This window comes from Pantoea sp. X-Soil-TKNS-1211, from assembly GCF_059730495.1.
The window spans coordinates 467,242-484,829 of the sequence record NZ_AP035954.1; the positions used below are offsets into that span (position 1 = coordinate 467,242).

Sequence of the window (17,588 nt, forward strand, 5' to 3'; positions counted from 1 at the left end):
GCCCTTTCAAAGCAGAGTTCCACCTGTTCTTTCGGTACGGGTAAATAGTCCGGGATATACTTTATTGGCATAATTATATAATGTATAAACTGGCATCAGTAGCCCCTCAGCTAATTTATCATTAAACACGCAATATTGCGGCGTAGACAGTTTAACCAGTAATTTAATTAACGCGATAGCCGCAATGGCTTTCTGGTGATTAAGCGGGAAAGCGGAAAAGGAAGCATGATTGCCAAATTGCGTGCAAAGCTTACCCACCAGACTTTCACAATGCTGCTTCCAATCTCTTCCAGGATACGGTGAAAATACCTTTTTCAAGGACTCTGCATGATCCGTCAGACGCTTTTTTTCCACAGCACACTGATTCAACAACGCGTTAATATAACTGTAAATACCCTTCACGCTGAAATTTTACGTAGCTGAAAGACCGGTACGATGTGAAAAAAGAAAATTTATCGTCGTTTTCCATGAAAATTCCACACGCCTCCATAGGGCATCAAGTAGAGGGATTGTTGAACGAAGATCAGCAACTGCTTTGGCCGTTGCCGGTATCAGTTCAGGCAGTTCTGCCGAACCGCGACGATATCTGATCAGTTGAGGATTTGTTGGCAGCGCGTTTGCGGTGATGAGTTGTTCAAAATCACTTTTTGACAGACATATAATCTTGCGGGCTGCTTCGTTAAGAAAAATATGAGGAAACCTTGCTGCCTTTAATTTCGCGCAAGCGATTAAACCCCTCAAGGAATAGACCATAATTATCGATTGAAGAAACAATGGCATTAATGAAGTTTTTTGTCGACTGTTCTACGCAGCCCTCCTTAAATTTATCAACATAGCTGGCAAAATCTTTCGCGAGAATTTTTTCATGACTACTATAAGATTTCGGAGTGAATGATTTTGGAGTGATATCCGGAGTATTATTAACAGAAAGGCCGGAGCGCGAAACTTCGTTATCACTCGTATCGGGTATGCTTTCCAGTCGAACCAAGAGTGACGTTATCTGTTACATGATATTTATCCTTTTGTGCATTCAAATCTCAATTCTTATGGATCCTGCGGGCGAATGCAGCACACTGAGAAATAAATCACAATTTAATCATGGCGAAAATAGGTAATGTCAACGCGCGCGATAAATCGCGCCGCTACAAAAAATTGCACGGTATGGTAGCGGGGCGATTTATCGCGCATTTTTTATTTTATTGCATCCACCGACACAAATTATCGAGCATCGCCATACAGCGTTCAATCTGCACAATCGCGATAAATTCATCCGGCTTGTGGCCCTGATCCATACTGCCAGGCCCACAGATCAGCGTGGCGATACCTGCTTCATCAAACAATCCCCCTTCCGTGCCAAACGCCACCGTGGAGAACTGATCGCTGCCGCTCCACTGCGCCAGCCACTGCGCGAATTGCGATTGGGGATCGGTCAGCAGTCCCGGATACTGGCTGATTGGCTGAAAACGGATCGCGCTTTCCATCGCCACCGCCTGCATCTGCGGTAGCAACTGCTGCCGGGCAAACTGTTCGACTTCAGCAATCACTCCCTGCACATCCTCTTGCGGCAAATAGCGGATTTCAAAATCAAACTGGCAATCCTGCGGCACAATGTTGAGGACGCTGCCACCCTTAATCACCCCGGTTTGCAAAGTGCTGAAAGGTGGGTCAAAACGCGAATCCTGACGTTGTTGCAGCTGCAACGCCGCCTCGCCGAGGTGATTAATCAGCTTTGCGGCATACTCGATGGCATTGACCCCGGAGGGTGCATAGGCTGAGTGACAGGCGTGCCCCTGCACCTGGCAACGTATCCCGATCTTGCCTTTGTGACCATAAACCGGGTGCATTTCCGTCGGTTCGCCGATGATACACATCAAGGGCTTATCTGCCGAAGCGCGCAGATAATCCACCATGCTGCGTACGCCAAGACAACCCACCTCCTCGTCATAAGAGAAGGCCAGGTGCAATGGCATCCGTAAGGGTTGTGCCAGAAATCCGTCCAGTGACGCCAGCACGCAAGCGAGAAACCCTTTCATATCGGCGCTACCACGACCATAGTAGCGCCCGTCCTGTTCGGTCAGGATAAACGGCGGCACGGTCCAGTGTTGCCCGTCCACCGGCACCACATCGGTATGGCCGGAGAGCATCACCCCGCCCTCACCGACTGGCCCCAGCCGCGCATACAGATTGGCTTTACGCCCGCTGTCATCCATGATGCGCTGCGAGACGATCCCACGTTGCGCCAGAAAATCTTCAATCCAGGCGATCAGCGCCAGATTGGACTCTCTGCTGGTGGTGTCAAACGCCAGCAGTGCCGCCAGAATCTCGCGCACCGCGCTACTCATCACCGGGGACGCCATAGCTCGGGGCATCACGCGGATCGAGGGCGCGCGTCACATACGCCTGCATCTGCGGCTCATACGCCCGCCATAGCGTATGCAGTTCCGCCAGCGGGTCTTCTTCCGCCCAGTCAACGCGCAGATCCACCAGCGGCCAGGTGTAATCATCCACCACCTTCACCGCCGCCGAATGTACTGGACCGGCTTCACCACCGGCATTGATCCCGGCCTGCAATGCAGTAATCAAGCGGCTGGTCAGTTCGCCGGTAGCGACTTCAAACGCCGTCACCATCGCGTTAATCACCGCCTTATCCGCCAGCATGTTCCCCGCAGCCACGCAATTGTCACCTTGCGCCACGTTATAAATGCCGAGGGTTTTATCGCCGCTGAAAGCCGCGATCTGGCCGCTGGCGTCAATCACCGTCACCTGGCGATATTCGCTAAAGCGGTCTTCCGCCAGCGCGCTTTTCAGCGCCTGTTCCGGTGCCTGGCCCGCTTCCAGATGCGCGAGGATCTGCTGCCCCAGCGAGGGCAGTGTGATGTTCTGGCTGGAGACGGCACCAATGCCAGCCACCAACCAGGGACAGCGTGCCCCCACCGCAATGCTGGACGAACTGATAGCGATACCCAACTGACCAGACTCGGTACAACGAGCCGCAATTGACAGCGTCATTTTGCCTCCCAGTCGTCCGGGATCACCGCGATCACGTCAATTTCCATCAGCCACTGCGGCTGACCTAGTGCCGACACCACCAGTCCGGTCGAAATCGGGAACACCCCTTTCAACCATTTACCCACTTCCTGGTACACCGGCTCACGGTAACGCGGGTCGATAATATAGGTGGTGGTTTTGACGATATGGCTGAGGTCGCTACCCGCCTCTTCCAGCAATTGCTTGAGGTTTTTCATCGCTTGCTCAGTTTGCGCACGCGGATCACCCAGTCCCACCAGGTTACCCGCAAAATCGGTGCCGACCTGACCACGTACGTAGACGGTGTTGCCTGCACGCACTGCCTGACACAGATCGTTGTCCAGCGTCTGATTGGGATAGGTTTCTTTGGTGTTAAACATACGAATACGTTGATGAGTTGGCATAGCTATTCCTGTCGATATCAAAGCGAGTCTGAAGGTGCGCGATATTGCTGATACTGGCGCTGAATGGCGATCTGGTCGGCGATGAATTTCGCATCATGCCAGACACCCCAGATAAAGGTGGAACCCCGACGTGACAGCCACGGTAAACCCAGGAAGTAGACGCCAGGTTCGCTGGAAACACCGCGATGGTGCTGCGGTTTACCCTGTTCATTGAAGGCATTGACCTTCAGCCAGCTGTAGTCGGTAACGTAGCCGGTGGCCCAGATAATGCTGGTGATCCCGGCCTCATTGAGATTCAGGGAGAGTTGGGGATCGGTGACACAGAAGGGATCCGGCAGGAATTCACGCGCTTCAGGTTCTGCCGGTAAATCGAGGCCGTTAGCTGCGATATACGCATCAGCGGCATCAAGCAGCGCCAGATAGTTTTCATCACCGCGTTTGATGTTCAGAGCAAGATCGTTTTGGAAACGTACCGTCTCATCGCTAAAACTTTCGGTCAGACCGACGAGGTTAACACCCTGCGCCGCCAGACGACGGAAATCCACGGTATGGCCGCCACGCGCTCCGCTGACCGCAATGGTGACATGCTCTTTACCCGGCTGGCTGGCAGCGGCGTCCCATAATCCCAGCACCCCGAGCCACCAGCAGAAATCCCGGCCACGATAGGCGCGCGGTGGGCGATCGTGCGGTCCGACAGACAGCCACACCGGCTTACCCGCGCGTTGCAATTCATCCGCGATCTGCACCCCGGAAGAACCGGCACCAATCACCAGCACACCACCTTCCGGCAGTTGCTGCGGATTTTTGTAATCGGCTGAATGTAGCTGCTGCACGCGGTCGAGCTGCGGTGCAATCGCCGGGATCACCGGACGCTGGAACGGGCCAGTGGCCGCCACAACGCGCTGCGCATTGATCACCCCTTCAGAGGTGGTCACGGTGAAGCCCGCGCATCCCTGATTACGCTCCACGCTCAGTACTTCGACACCGGTGCGGATCGGTGACTGATTCATGGCGGCATAGCTGACAAAATAATCGGCAACCTGCTCTTTCGCGACAAAACTGTCCGGGGAGCAACCGGGAAACGCCATGCCGGGAAAGCGGTCATGCCAGGCCGGGCCATTGGCAACCAGTGAATCCCAGCGGCGGCTGCGCCAGGATTCCGCAATACGATTTTTCTCCAGTACCAGATGCGGAATATCGAGGCGCGTCAGGTGCTCACTCATGGCAACCCCGGCCTGACCCGCACCAATCACCAACGTGTCTATTTCAGTTTTTAATGATGTCATTTCAATGCCCTTCGTCCCACGTAATACCGGGGGAATTAACCACTAAGAAGGTCCCAAGACTATTGGAGCGCGAGAAGTCGGTAAAATATTATAAAGTGAGTGTCTGAATAGAAAATATTTAACCAGTCGGTAACAGTCAGAGAAAAACTTATTGGTGAGCTAAATTGAAAATATTTTTAAGCACCTTGTTGCACAGCCTTATGGCACTCATCACACCATGTTGGTGCAACCCAATGCCCTCGATATAAATAGCCAAGAATAAACAGGAGGTTATTTAGATAATATCCCGTTTATTCAGCCAGTCGGCGTTGAATCTTTATGGTGCAACATCTTTCATGGCATCGTTACCTCTTTTTTTTATAGGGTTTGCCTCGGTTTTTCGTCATTTCTCTCAGTAGCCTCCTGTTGCAACATCCAGTCAACCATATTGTTACTTCGGCCCGGATTTTCGGGTGGAGTCAAAACCTGCGGATAACATTGTTGAGATAACTATGATGACAAACAACCCGAAAGATAATGCGAATGCAGCATCCATTGAGTTGAGCACCATTCAACCTATTCCCCCAGAGGAACGTCACGGCAAACCACGGGATCTTTTTACTATCTGGTTTGGTTCCAACATTATGTTACTCACCGTGATCACTGGTGCGCTGGCAGTCAGTATTTTTCACCTGTCATTTATCTGGGCGACTATCGCCGTCTTGATCGGCAACCTCGCCGGTGGTTTGTTTATGGCGCTCCATTCGGCACAGGGACCACAACTGGGTGTGCCGCAAATGGTACAGACGCGTGGTCAGTTTGGGTCGTATGGTTCCGTGCTGGTTGTCGCGTTGGTCGTCATTATGTATATCGGCTTTCTCGCCTCAAATCTGGTGCTGGGCGGGCAATCGCTGCATGCGATTTATGCCCCTGTCTCAACCAATACCGGGATTCTCGTCTCAGCTATTCTCAGCCTGATTGCCTGTGCCTTTGGTTACAACCTGATTCATGCCTATACCAAAATCATGTCCTGGGTATCGGGTATTGTGCTGATCGCCGCCTTTGCATGGATTGTTTTTGTGCATGGCCTGCCCGGCGATTTCCTCGCACGTAATGGCTTCAACCTGAGTGGATTCCTCGGTGCCATCTCAATTGCGGCTTTATGGCAATTGGCCTATGCCCCTTACGTATCCGATTATTCGCGCTACATGCCGAAAGATATCAGTGAAAAAAGTGTCTTCTGGTGCAGCTATCTTGGTTGCGTGCTCGGTTCGCTGTTTCCAATGATTCTCGGTATTCTGGTTTCGGTTTGTATTGTGGATGGCGATTTAATTGCCGGTATTGTGAATATGACCGGCGGACTCTCCTCCACCGTTATTATTGTTTTTGCCATTGGCATCGCGGCGACGAATGCGATGAATCTTTATTGCGGTGTGCTTTGTACCCTGACCTTAGGGCAGACCTTCCTGCCGAAATGGTCGCCACTTTCTGGTGCGCGCATCGTTGTCTCCATTGTCACCATTCTTATCGAAGTGGCGATTGCCGTGTACGGTCAGGAAAACTTCCTGGTCAATTACACCAACTTCATTCTGATGCTGCTGTATGTATTAGTTCCCTGGACCGCCATCAACCTGGTGGATTACTACCTGGTTGCACACGGTAATTATGATGTGGCGTCCTTTTTCCGTCGTGACGGTGGTATTTACGGCTACTTCAATACGAAAGCCATTTTCTGTTATCTGCTGGGTATCGTGGTTGAAGTTCCTTTTATGTCCACCGCCATTTATACCGGTCCGGCGGCGAATATGTTAGGGGGAGCTGACATCTCCTGGATTATTGGTTTGGCCATCGTCTCACCGGTTTATTATTTTCTGAGTCGCAGCCAGCCGGTTGCACAGACTTCAATGGTTAAGTGAGGCCCGCATGAACAACACCAACGAATACGACTACATCGTTATTGGCGGCGGTTCAGCGGGCTCCGTACTGGCTGCACGCTTGTCTGCTCAGGAAAATATCCAGGTTTGTCTGATTGAGGCGGGCAGTAGTGATGAGACCCCCCGTATTCAGACCCCCGCCGGGACCATCACGCTGTATAAAAGCCACAAATTCAGCTGGAATTATTACTCGACCCCGCAACAGCGATTGGGTAATCGACATATTCATGTTCCTCGCGGTAAAACACTGGGCGGATCGTCTTCGATGAACAGCATGATTTATATCCGCGGCTTACCCTCGGATTATGATCGCTGGGAACAAGCGGGTTGCGAAGGTTGGGGATGGCAGCATGTCTTGCCGTGGTTCAAACGCTCGGAAAAAAATCTTCTCCAGCAAGATGCGGCTTACCATGGTGTTACCGGTGAGTTATTGGTCGACAAACCGCGTGATCCTAACCCGGTATCTGCCCTGTTTGTCGCCGCTGGCGTTCGGGCCGGTATGCCTGAAAATCACGACTTCAATGGCCCTTCGCTCTCTGGTGTCGGTATCTACAACGTGACGCAGAAAGAGGGTAAGCGTTTGTCGAGTTACCGCGCTTTTCTGCACCCTCATCTCGGCAGAAGCAACCTGACCGTCATGACCGATTGCCAGGTGGAGACGTTAATCCTGGAAGGAAAAACGGTGCAAGGGGTACGTGTCATAGCCGCAGGAGAAACAGAGCCGACGCCTCTGCGGTGCCGTAAAGAGGTGATTCTGGCTGCCGGGTCAATAGGTTCGCCGCATATTCTGCTGAAATCCGGGATTGGTCCACGCGCAACCCTTGCCGCGGCAGGCGTTACCGTAGTCCATGACCTGCCAGGTGTCGGACAAAATCTTCAGGACCATCTGGATGGGCTGGTTACGGTGCGCAGCAAATCTCCCCTGACACTCGGGTTCTCACTCGCGGCCTGGAAGCCCATTCTGACCGCCCCCTTCAAGTATGTATTCAGGCGCAAAGGCTGGTTAACCACCAACTATGTCGAAGCCGGTGGTTTTGCCTCTACCAAACTTGCAACTGAGGAGCCGGATATCCAGTTCCACTTCGTGCCGGGTTATCGCAGCCACCGTGGACGCCTGTTCGAATGGGGGCACGGCTATGCCATCCATACCTGCGTGTTACGTCCCAAATCGATTGGCAGCCTGCGCCTGGGGGCACAAAAGCAACTGGAGATTGATTTCAATTTTCTTGCGGATCCTTATGACGCCAATGTGCTGGTTGAAGGGATAAAAACGGCCAGGAAGATTTTGGCCCAGCCAGAATTCTCTGCGTTACGCGGCGAGGAGATGTTGCCGGGTAAACAGGTGCAGAGCGATGCACAACTGCACCAATACGTGAAGGCGTATTGCGCCACGGTGTTCCATCCGGTCGGCACCTGCAAGATGGGGCGGGATGCGATGAGCGTGGTCGCCCCGGATACGCTGAAGGTGTATGGCATTGATAATCTGCGCGTTGCCGATGCCTCAATCATGCCAACCTTAATTAGCGGCAACACCAATGCCCCTTCCATTATGATCGGTGAACGTGCCGCAGAGATGATCCTGCAAGCTGGCGCTTTAGCCACTACAACGTCTGACAAGGAGCCTGCGTATGCATAACCGACAATTCTGGGAAACACTGCTGCAACAGCAGGTTTTTTGTAACTACGCGATAATTGATGGCAAACGCTATGTTGCACGCAGCGCAAACACCTATGGCGTGATAAATCCCGCCACCGACACTACCCTTGCCGAGGTGACCGCCTGTCAGGCCGAGGACATCGACATTGCCGTGCAGTCGGCCCGTCAGGCCTTCACCTCTGGTATCTGGTCAGAATGTCCTTTGCAGGAGCGTAAGGCGGTGTTGCTGAAGTTATCGGCGCTGATGCTCGAACATCGGGAAGAACTGGCCCTGCTGGAAAGCGCCAGTATGGGCAAGCCGGTTCTGGATGCGTACAACATCGATATTCCTGGCGCGGCACATGTTATTGCCTGGTACGCTGAAAGCATCGATAAAATTTATGATCAAGTCGCCCCAACCCGACCGGGGACGCTGGCAACTATCACTCGCGAACCTATAGGGGTCGTGGCAGCGATTGTCCCGTGGAACTTCCCGCTGGATATCGCCGCCTGGAAAATTGGCCCGGCATTGGCAGCGGGTAACAGCGTAATCCTCAAGCCATCCGAGAACGCCCCTTTCACCGCCATCCGGTTAGCTGAACTGGCGTTGGAAGCAGGTCTGCCTGCGGGAGTACTCAACGTGGTCACCGGTCTGGGGCTGGAGGCAGGTGCCGCGCTCGGCAAGCATATGGATGTCGATGTCCTTACCTTCACCGGTTCAACCGCCGTCGGGAAAGCCTTTATGACCTATGCCGGGGAATCGAATCTGAAGCAGGTCTGGCTGGAGTGTGGCGGCAAGAGCGCCAATATCATCTTTGCCGATTGCAAAAATCTTGATTTGGCGGCAGAAAAAGCCGCTTTTGGCATCTGTTTTAATCAGGGTGAGGTCTGTTCTGCTAACTCCCGCTTACTGGTTGAACGTGGGATCTATCATCCGTTTATGGCGAAGTTGCGCGAAAAACTGTCTGGCTGGCAGCCGGATCATCCACTCAATCCAGACGCCAAAATGGGCGCGATGGTATCCGCGGCACATAAAGAAAAAGTGCTGCGTTTTATTCAGGCCGCGCTTGAAGACGGGGGGAGATTACACGCTGGCGGGGAATCACTCACCCTTGAAAAGGTCGCTAATTACATTCAGCCGACCGTTATCGAAGTGGATAGCGAAAATGTTTCCCTTTGGCAGGATGAAATATTTGGCCCGGTCCTGGCGGTAAAAGTATTTGATGAGGAGTCAGAAGCAATTGAGTTGGCAAACAATCATATTTATGCCCTTGCCGCCTCGGTGTGGACCGATGATCTCAACCAGGCTCATCGGGTTGCGCGGAAATTGAATGCTGGCACCGTGTCCATCAATACCGTTGATGCGCTGGATGTTACCGTCCCTTTTGGTGGCAACCGACAGTCGGGGTTTGGTCGTGATTTATCTTTGCATGCATTTGATAAATTCACGCAATTAAAAACCACCTGGATAGAATTACGCTAATTACCAGGGGTGTTTATACCCGACCCGCAGGTCGGGTGTAACATATTATTAATGCGTATAGCTTGCCGGTGTCAATTCTACGGTTCGGCAATAGTCCATAAATAAACGTGTCGGACGCGTCGGTTCATTATTTTGCAGATACGCCATAATCAGGGTTGAATCTGCCATTTCGTCAATAATATCCAGTTGTACCAACCGTTCCCCATCATAAGTTATATCAGAACAAGGCCGTGTCACCAGCACCGAAAAACCCAGTCCTTGCCCCACCATACAACGCACCATTTCGATGGAGGGCGAACTGTAAGCCACTTCAGGATGATAACCATTCTCTTTGAAAATATTGATGAAGTAATTTTTACTGGGGACGGCATCGAGCAAAATCATGGGTTCCCGTGCCAGCTCCTGTAACGTCACCGCGCTTTTTTGCGCCAGGGGATGTGCCGCTGGCAGCAACGCGTAGGGCTTATGCGGTGCGTTAAGTGGCTCTTTTTTAATCACATTATCGAGATCAAGATCATAAAGAAAAGCCATATCAAAGCGCCCACGATGCAGGCCGTGCATCAGCTCATGCTGTTCACCGTCGTACAGCTGAATATTGATTTCCGGGTAGAGTTTTTTGAAACCCGCGATCAATTTCGGCATATAGAGTGGCGCGGCTGACTCAAAACACCCAACGGCAATGGTTCCGCTGACCAATTCATTCTCCGCACGTGAGCTTTGTTCAAATTCATAGGATAGACGCAACAGCTCCCTGGCCTTTTCGTAAAAGCGTCGTCCACTGGAGGTCAATGAAACACCCTGAGCATGGTGGCGAATAAACAGTTGCTGATCGAAAGCATCTTCCAGATTTTTAATCGCCACAGAGATCGAAGGTTGGGCGATATGTAACTGCCGCGATGCCTCTGCGATGCTTTCAGTTTCCACCACAGTGACAAAGTATTTGAGTTGCTTGAGTGTGAAATGTGTCATATCAAAACCATTTAAATAATATTTACTGATGCAGGTGTTGCATAGATTTAAACTATCCAATCTATTTAAAGCAAACTCCATGCCATTAAAATGAGATCTGTACGACATTCTCCTTTTTGTTAACGGCTGTAAGGTTAAGGATATTTTGTTCAGTTACGATAAAGAAAAAAAATCACCCTAACCCTCTGCACCATTACTTATCAAAATGCGCCAGATTAATGCGCCTCACGCTCCCTGACAGTGCGAATTCGTTGTTCTTCCCTGTTATTTCACCCGATTAATTTTCATCTTTACCTGAATAGTTTTTTTCAATTTAAAGGCCACAAATTTAATAATTGCCTCGTGCCGCAGCCTGCCGCCATAGTGTCTGACAATTTGATAACAGGCGGTCACCCTCCTCTAACTTTGGAATAACACGATGCGTTCAGAACGGTTCGAAAATGGAGACTTTATCTCTCTGGTCCAGGCCATGACTCCGGCGGAGTTGGGAGATATTCTCAGCGGTCACGGGATGTGGAAAACAGAAGCCAATGAACGGTTGGGTATTCCCCGCATGGTGATGACCGATGGCACCTACGGCGTACGTTACTCGATCCAGCAGATTGATCAGGACGAGAAAGGCGGCCAGGATTTTGCCGGTTTCCTCAACGTGGTGAACCAACGCGCTAAAGATGTTGAAGTGGCCTGGGGCACCATGAAACCTGCTACCTGTTTCCCTAATGGCTCCAGCTTTGCCTGTAGCTGGGACAGCCAACTGGCCCAAACACTGGGTGATGCACTGGGTAAAGAGTGTCAGCAAATGGGCGTCCATTTGCTGCTGGGTCCGGGCATTAACATCCGTCGTACCCCGCTGGGCGGCCGCAGCTACGAATACTATTCCGAAGACCCGCTGATTTCCGGTGAAATCGCCACCGGCGTGATCAATGGCCTGCAACAACGCGGTGTCGGTGCGTCGTTGAAACACTTTGCCTGTAACAACTCCGAGATTGAGCGCACCAGCATGGACTCGATTGTTGATGAACGTGCGCTGCGCGAAATCTATCTGCGTGGTTTTGAACGTGCGATCAAGCAGGCGCAGCCCTGGACGGTGATGAGTTCTTATAACCGCCTGAATGGTATCCAGACTGCCGAGCATAGCTGGCTGCTGACCGATGTATTGCGTCATGATTGGGGCTTTGAGGGCGTGGTGGTGGCTGACTGGCACGGGGTGAAAGATCGCCCGCAATCGCTGCTGGCAGGTAACGACCTTGATATGCCAGAAAGTGAGACGCGCAAAGCCGCGCTGGTGACGGCGATTGAAGAAAATCGCGTGCCACGTGCCGAGGCGGAAACCTCAGCCGTGCGCGTACTGGAGATGGTGCATCGCGCGCTGCACAGCGAGCAACGTGCCACTCAGGTTGATCACACTGAACATCATGCGCTTGCGCGCCGCATGGTGGCGGAATCCATCGTGCTGCTGAAGAACGATAAGCAGGCGTTGCCACTCGATCGCCGCAGCGGCGAGCGTCTGCTGGTAGTCGGCAGCGGTGCCAAAACCCCGGTGATTCAGGGTTCGGGCTGTGCCACCACCCTACCCACGCAGGTTGATATTCCGTGGGATGAGATGGAAAAACTCGCTGCCGGTGGCGCGACCTTGAACTGGTGCCAGGGCGATTCACTGGATGAACAACAGAGCGTCACACTGCGCGATGAAGCCTGCGCGGCCGCGCGCGAAGCCGATCGCGTCATCGTGTTTGCTAATAGCGAAGACGGTTATGACGGTGAAGGTTCAGATCGTCGCACCCTTAACTTGCAGGCCGGCCAGGATGCCTTAATCAGCGCCCTGGCGGCGGTCAATAACAAGGTGATCGTGGTGCTGGCGAACCCGGATGCGGTGGTAATGCCATGGCTAAACGAGGTGGCCGCCGTGGTGGAGACTTTCTACGCCGGACAAGCCATGGGCGGCGGACTGGCTGATGTGCTGTTTGGCGTGGTCAATCCCAGCGGCAAACTAACCGTGACTTTCCCGCAGCAGATTGAAGACATTCCAGGCTGGCATAGTTATCCGGGAGAAAATGGTCGTCATCTTTACAGCGAAGGGGTTTTCGTCGGTTATCGCTGGTATGACGTACGTCGAATCGCCCCGCTGTTCCCGTTTGGCTTTGGTCTGAGCTATACCCACTTCGCTTATAGCGATATCGCGGTTGATCGCGACAGTATTAAAGCCGGTGACAACGTCACGGTAAGTTTCACCTTAACTAACACCGGTGACCGCAGCGGCAAAGAGGTGTGCCAACTTTACAGCCGTTACCTGAACTCACGTCAGAAACGCCCGCTACAAGAGTTGCGCGCCTTCTGCAAAGTTGAGCTGCAACCCGGTGAGTCACGCCGCATCAGTTTCACCGTACCGGTGGATGATCTGCGCTACTACGACACCGCCCGTCAGCAGTGGATTCTGGAAGAAGGTGCGATGCAGTTGTGCGTCGGCCCACACTCCCGCGATCTGCCGTTGCAGGCCAATGTCACCGCAGTCAACAAAGTGGCACGCTACCGTCTGATTGCTCGCGATACTCAGCCGGTTTTCATTCTGGAAAACCCGCTGGCGCGCAGTTACTTCAATCGCTTCCTGCAACAACAACTCAGCATTTCTGAGTCGGACGCCGACCGGATGCTGGAGCATTGTGCCAACTCCTTCTTTGGCCTCTTCACCACTTTTGATCGCCGTTTCCGTCAGCGTTTTGATCCAGAGGCGATGGATGCTCTGGTCGCACAGGTAAACGAAGCGATGCTTCAGGCAGAACAGAAATAACAGGTCAGCACCAGGAAATAGGCCCGCCCAGCGCGGGCAATAAACATAACAACAAGCTATGCAGAGGGTACTAATGAAAAAGATGACAGAGAAAGGTCAGTATACCCGGCGTGACGCGCTGAAACTCGGGCTGGGGGCAGCGGCTGTCGCGTCACTGGCACCAATGATCATCACTCGTTCGGCGCGGGCTGCTGAGGTGAAAACCCTGACGGTTGCCGACGTGGGTGGCGCTTACGGTACCGGATTCAGCAAGGCATTTTATAAACCGTTCGAAGAAGCCACCGGCATCAAAATCATCAATACCGTTCTTGGCCCCGATCCGGTGCCGCAGTTCCAGATGATGGTGGATACCAAAAATTACCTGTTCGATGTGGCATTGCTCAACCCGGAACACTTGGTGCGTCTGAACAAAGAACCAAAACCCTATCTGGAAGATATCAATGTCACGGTGAGCGATCCGCAGGACTATGTGCCGGGTTCCATCACTAAGCAGTTCGGCGGCGTGAGTATTTTTGCGCTGGCGCTCGGCTATCGTACTGATACCTTCGCCAGCAACAATGGCCCGCAGAACTGGGTTGATTTCTGGAACGCAGAAAAATTCAAAGGTCGTCGTGGCCTGTGGCGCAGTCCGATCTGTACGCTGGAAGTGGCGCTGATGGCTGATGGTGTCGATCCGAAAAAACTCTACCCACTTGATGTGGATCGCGCCTTCCGCAGCCTCGATAAGATCCGCAAAAGCATTGATATCTGGTGGACCGGCGGTGCCCAGGCGACCCAACTGTTGCAGAGCGGCGAGCTGGATATGTTGAGTATCTGGAGTACTCGCGCGCAAACTGCCATTGACGGTGGCGCACCCGCCGCGATTGCCTGGGATCAGGGACTTTACAACATTGACGGTTTCACCATTCCGCACGGCAGCCCGAAACTGGCAGCAGCGCGCCAGTTCATCCAGTTCTGCATGGATGCCAAACGTCAGTCGCTTTATACCAACGACCTGGCCTGCGGCCCGACCAACATCAAAGCCTATGAGTTTATTGATAAGAAGAAAGCCGCGCTGTTACCGACCGCGCCAGATCACATCAAACAACTGCAACTGATTGGTGCGGATTACTGGGGTGAACATCAGGTTGCGCTGACTGAACGCTTCGAGAAATGGGTAATGAGTTGATCCGGTAGAGGGCCTTGCGCCCTCTTACCCTGGAGGAATTTTTCTTGACTGAATTTGCGACACCTGCCGCCAACAATAAGATCAAACGTCAGCGACCACGGCTGCATCCACTGTGGCTCACCGCGCCTGGCCTGCTGTTTCTGGCGATTTTTCTCGCCTGGCCGACGCTCAAACTGATGCTGTTGAGTTTTCAAAATAGCGATGGTCAATTCTCTCTCGATGTCTGGAGCCAGATGTTTGGTGCGGGTATTTACGTCAAAGTGACGTTGAATACCTTTATCATCGCCTTACAGACCACCCTGACCTGCCTGCTGATTGGTTATCCGGTGGCTTACTGGCTGGCTCAGCGTGGTGAGAACACGCGCCGTCGTCTGATGTGGCTGATCCTGCTGCCATTCTGGACCAGCGCACTGCTGAAAAACTTCGCCTGGATGGTGCTGCTGTCGCGTCGCGGCATTTTGTCCGAAATCCTGATGGGTCTCGGAGCCGACCAGCCACTCAATGTGCTGTATACGCGCGGCGTAGTGGTGTTCGCGATGGTACATAGCATGTTGCCGCTGGCGATCATTACCATGCTCCCGACCATGACCAATGTTGACAGTCGTCTGCTGCCAGCCGCACATACGCTGGGGGCGTCACGCGTCAATGCGTTCTGGCGCATTTTCTTTCCTCTGTCGATGCCGGGGTTGGTGGCGGCCTGCCTGCTGATCTTTATTGGTTCGCTCGGTTTCTTTATTACCCCCGCACTGCTGGGGAGTCCGCAGGATTCGGTGATCGGACAGCTGTTGATTACCCAGGTGCAGCAGTTGCTCAACTGGCGACTGGCGGGTGCTATCGCCATGATGTTGCTGGTGGTGACGCTGCTGGTGTGTTTTTGCTACGACAAATTGTTTGGCATGTCGTCAATTGCTGGCGGCGAAGGTCATGCCAGCAGCCCGCGGATACGCGCGGTGGGTTATGCGCTGGTTGCCGTGGTGGCTCGGCTGTTTGATGGTGTCGCGGCTTTGCTGCATCGTCTGCCGGGTAAACCGCGTTTTGGCTGGCTGTTGGCGCTGTTCAGCGTGCTGGTCATTGCCGTACTGGTACTGCCGGTGGTGTCGTTTTTACCGATGGCCTTCAGCAGTTCCAGTTTCCTGCAATTCCCGCCACCGGGCTTTTCGCTGCGTTGGATGCAAACCTACCTGGAATCCCCGATCTGGATGGGGGCAACTGCCCGTTCCTTCGGCATTGCGCTGGTGACCGGCGTGTTGGCGGTGTTGATTGCCACCACTGCCGCCTTTGGCCTGGCGCGTCATCAGGGCAAGAGCGGCAGCCTGGTGGTGATGACCTTCCTGCTACCGATGATTGTGCCCAATATCGTGACCGCCGTAGCGCTGTTTTACTTGTTTGCCACGTTGGGACTGGTGGGATCGGATCTCGGCATCATCCTCGGCCATACCGTGATGGCGATTCCGGTGGTGTTTATCATCATCCTCACCACGTTTAAACACTACGACTGGCGACTTGACCAGGCGGCGGGCACGCTCGGTGCCAATCGCCTGCGGGTGATCTGGAACATCACCCTGCCGCTGATCAAAAGCAGCATGGTAGCGGCGTTTATCTTTGGCTTCCTCAACTCTTTCGAGGAGTTGACGGTGGCGCTGTTTGTCGGTGGTGGCGTGAAACAAACCCTGCCAAAACAAATGTGGGATGACGTGCTGTTATCCGTTACCCCCACGCTGGCTGCGGCTTCGGTGTTAATTCTCACCGTGGTGACGCTGTTGTTTATTGTTGCTGAACGCTCGCGCCGTAAAGCCGAAGCCCTGTAAGGAGAAAAATATGTCCTCAACCACCAAAGTACAGGCTGAACAGATCGGCAAAGCCTGGGGCCAAACCACGGTGTTACAAAATCTCGATCTGGCGGTGCATAGCGGAGAGTTACTCACCCTGCTCGGGCCATCCGGTTCGGGCAAAACCACCCTGCTGCAAATTATCAGCGGCCTGACCGAGCCGACTGCCGGGCGCTTGCTGATCGATGGTCGTGACGAGACATGGACGCCCGTATACCAACGTGATATTGGCGTGGTGTTCCAGAACTACGCGCTGTTCCCGCACCTGACGCTGGAGGAGAACGTGGGCTTCCCGCTGCGGATGCGTCGTCTACCCGCAGCGGAGATTGCGCGTAAGGTGCAAGCGGCGCTGGAGATGGTCGAACTGGGTCATGCCGCCAAACGCTTTCCACGGGCGTTATCGGGTGGGCAGCAACAGCGCATCGCGCTGGCTCGTTGCCTGGTGTATCAACCGAGTGTGATCCTGATGGATGAACCGCTCGGTGCATTGGACCGCAAACTGCGTGAAACCATGCAGATGGAGATCAAGCGTATCCACCGGGAATCTGGCGCGACCATTATTTTCGTCACCCATGATCAGGAGGAAGCGTTGGCGTTATCGGATCGTATCTGTCTGATGAACGAGGGAAGAATCGCGCAGGTCGATACACCGGAAGCCATCTATCAACAGCCAAATTCGACCTTTGTTGCTGAGTTTATTGGTCTGTCGAACATTTTGCAGGGGGAAGTGTGCAATGGCAGCCTGGTGACACCTCAGGGTGCCTTCGCGCTGCCTGGGGCAACGGCCAACGGCAATGCGGCGTTGGTGATTCGCCCGGAGCATATTCAGCTGTGCGCGCGTGACCAGGCGTTGCTGCATGGCAAGATCAGTGAGCGTATCTACGCCGGTTCGGAAACCCGCGTGGTGGTGACCCTGGAAAGCGGCGCACGATTCATCGTGCGCAGTAGCGGTGTGTCTGCCGGTGCCATTGGCGACAGCGTATCGCTGAACTGGGATATGGCCAACAGCCGGGTGTTGTCGGCGTAAGATCTCCCGTAGCGGCGCGATTTATCGCGCTGATTTTTCCTGCCGCGCGCACCGGATC

At 53.4% G+C, this 17,588-nt stretch carries 14 protein-coding genes; 7 read left to right on the plus strand and 7 right to left on the minus strand.

Annotated features, from left to right (window positions below):
* Positions 1-6: 6 nt before the first annotated feature.
* The 6 genes from AC6I8W_RS22555 to AC6I8W_RS22580 form a co-directional block, all read right to left on the minus strand.
* Positions 7-354 carry a hypothetical protein gene (locus AC6I8W_RS22555; RefSeq protein WP_497838352.1) on the minus strand — a complete coding sequence of 116 codons (348 nt, stop codon included), beginning with the start codon at positions 352-354 and terminating at the stop codon, positions 7-9.
* Between the two features lie 325 nt (positions 355-679).
* Positions 680-988, minus strand: a complete 309-nt coding sequence (locus AC6I8W_RS22560; RefSeq protein ID WP_497838353.1) for a hypothetical protein — start codon at positions 986-988, stop codon at positions 680-682.
* 208 nt (positions 989-1,196) lie between these two features.
* Positions 1,197-2,342 carry an acetylornithine deacetylase gene (gene argE, locus AC6I8W_RS22565; protein ID WP_497838799.1) on the minus strand — a complete coding sequence of 382 codons (1,146 nt, stop codon included), beginning with the start codon at positions 2,340-2,342 and terminating at the stop codon, positions 1,197-1,199.
* A complete protein-coding gene (locus AC6I8W_RS22570) occupies positions 2,335-3,009 on the minus strand; it encodes a DUF1028 domain-containing protein (RefSeq protein ID WP_497838354.1) in 675 nt (224 codons plus the stop codon). The genes argE and AC6I8W_RS22570 overlap by 8 nt, the downstream gene beginning before the upstream one ends.
* Positions 3,006-3,431: a RidA family protein gene (locus AC6I8W_RS22575; protein WP_497838355.1), complete on the minus strand. Its 426-nt coding sequence runs from the start codon at positions 3,429-3,431 to the stop codon at positions 3,006-3,008. Before AC6I8W_RS22575 ends, AC6I8W_RS22570 begins: the two co-directional genes overlap by 4 nt.
* A gap of 17 nt (positions 3,432-3,448) precedes the next feature.
* The gene (locus tag AC6I8W_RS22580) at positions 3,449-4,717 is read right to left on the minus strand and encodes a flavin-containing monooxygenase (RefSeq protein WP_497838356.1); all 1,269 of its coding nucleotides are present in this window, start codon (positions 4,715-4,717) and stop codon (positions 3,449-3,451) included.
* A 491-nt stretch (positions 4,718-5,208) separates the two neighbouring features.
* Here AC6I8W_RS22580 and AC6I8W_RS22585 point away from each other — a divergent pair, with 491 nt between their 5' ends.
* Genes AC6I8W_RS22585 through AC6I8W_RS22595 form a run of 3 tightly spaced genes read left to right on the plus strand, consistent with a single transcriptional unit; the run spans position 5,209 to position 9,749 of the window.
* Positions 5,209-6,612 (plus strand): purine-cytosine permease family protein, encoded by a 1,404-nt coding sequence (locus tag AC6I8W_RS22585; RefSeq protein WP_497838357.1) that lies wholly within the window; start codon positions 5,209-5,211, stop codon positions 6,610-6,612.
* Positions 6,613-6,619: 7 nt separating this feature from the next.
* The gene (locus AC6I8W_RS22590; RefSeq protein WP_497838358.1) at positions 6,620-8,266 is read left to right on the plus strand and encodes a GMC family oxidoreductase; all 1,647 of its coding nucleotides are present in this window, start codon (positions 6,620-6,622) and stop codon (positions 8,264-8,266) included.
* Positions 8,259-9,749, plus strand: a complete 1,491-nt coding sequence (locus tag AC6I8W_RS22595; protein WP_497838359.1) for an aldehyde dehydrogenase — start codon at positions 8,259-8,261, stop codon at positions 9,747-9,749. Before AC6I8W_RS22590 ends, AC6I8W_RS22595 begins: the two co-directional genes overlap by 8 nt.
* Positions 9,750-9,797: 48 nt before the next feature.
* Here the strand turns inward: AC6I8W_RS22595 and AC6I8W_RS22600 are convergent, their stop codons facing one another.
* The gene (locus tag AC6I8W_RS22600) at positions 9,798-10,718 is read right to left on the minus strand and encodes a LysR substrate-binding domain-containing protein (RefSeq protein ID WP_497838360.1); all 921 of its coding nucleotides are present in this window, start codon (positions 10,716-10,718) and stop codon (positions 9,798-9,800) included.
* A gap of 418 nt (positions 10,719-11,136) precedes the next feature.
* On the opposite strand from AC6I8W_RS22600, the gene AC6I8W_RS22605 reads away from it, so the two are divergent.
* The 4 genes from AC6I8W_RS22605 (at position 11,137) to AC6I8W_RS22620 (ending at position 17,530) form a co-directional block, all read left to right on the plus strand.
* A complete protein-coding gene (locus AC6I8W_RS22605) occupies positions 11,137-13,506 on the plus strand; it encodes a glycoside hydrolase family 3 C-terminal domain-containing protein (protein WP_497838361.1) in 2,370 nt (789 codons plus the stop codon).
* Between the two features lie 82 nt (positions 13,507-13,588).
* Entirely contained in the window at positions 13,589-14,674 is a 1,086-nt protein-coding gene (locus tag AC6I8W_RS22610) for an ABC transporter substrate-binding protein (protein WP_497838800.1), read from the plus strand.
* A 44-nt stretch (positions 14,675-14,718) separates the two neighbouring features.
* Positions 14,719-16,482, plus strand: coding sequence for an ABC transporter permease subunit (locus AC6I8W_RS22615; RefSeq protein ID WP_497838362.1), 1,764 nt, complete (start codon positions 14,719-14,721; stop codon positions 16,480-16,482).
* 10 nt (positions 16,483-16,492) lie between these two features.
* A complete protein-coding gene (locus tag AC6I8W_RS22620) occupies positions 16,493-17,530 on the plus strand; it encodes an ABC transporter ATP-binding protein (protein WP_497838363.1) in 1,038 nt (345 codons plus the stop codon).
* The last annotated feature ends 58 nt before the right edge of the window (positions 17,531-17,588 follow it).

What these genes read in the sequence shown, in the direction of transcription:
- argE (WP_497838799.1), bottom strand. Translation starts at nt 2,342, where the DNA reads ATGAGTAGCGCGGTGCGCGAGATTCTGGCGGCACTGCTGGCGTTTGAC.
- AC6I8W_RS22570 (WP_497838354.1), bottom strand. Translation starts at nt 3,009, where the DNA reads ATGACGCTGTCAATTGCGGCTCGTTGTACCGAGTCTGGTCAGTTGGGT.
- AC6I8W_RS22575 (WP_497838355.1), bottom strand. Translation starts at nt 3,431, where the DNA reads ATGCCAACTCATCAACGTATTCGTATGTTTAACACCAAAGAAACCTAT.
- AC6I8W_RS22580 (WP_497838356.1), bottom strand. Translation starts at nt 4,717, where the DNA reads ATGACATCATTAAAAACTGAAATAGACACGTTGGTGATTGGTGCGGGT.
- AC6I8W_RS22585 (WP_497838357.1), top strand. Translation starts at nt 5,209, where the DNA reads ATGATGACAAACAACCCGAAAGATAATGCGAATGCAGCATCCATTGAG.
- AC6I8W_RS22590 (WP_497838358.1), top strand. Translation starts at nt 6,620, where the DNA reads ATGAACAACACCAACGAATACGACTACATCGTTATTGGCGGCGGTTCA.
- AC6I8W_RS22595 (WP_497838359.1), top strand. Translation starts at nt 8,259, where the DNA reads ATGCATAACCGACAATTCTGGGAAACACTGCTGCAACAGCAGGTTTTT.
- AC6I8W_RS22600 (WP_497838360.1), bottom strand. Translation starts at nt 10,718, where the DNA reads ATGACACATTTCACACTCAAGCAACTCAAATACTTTGTCACTGTGGTG.
- AC6I8W_RS22605 (WP_497838361.1), top strand. Translation starts at nt 11,137, where the DNA reads ATGCGTTCAGAACGGTTCGAAAATGGAGACTTTATCTCTCTGGTCCAG.
- AC6I8W_RS22610 (WP_497838800.1), top strand. Translation starts at nt 13,589, where the DNA reads ATGACAGAGAAAGGTCAGTATACCCGGCGTGACGCGCTGAAACTCGGG.
- AC6I8W_RS22620 (WP_497838363.1), top strand. Translation starts at nt 16,493, where the DNA reads ATGTCCTCAACCACCAAAGTACAGGCTGAACAGATCGGCAAAGCCTGG.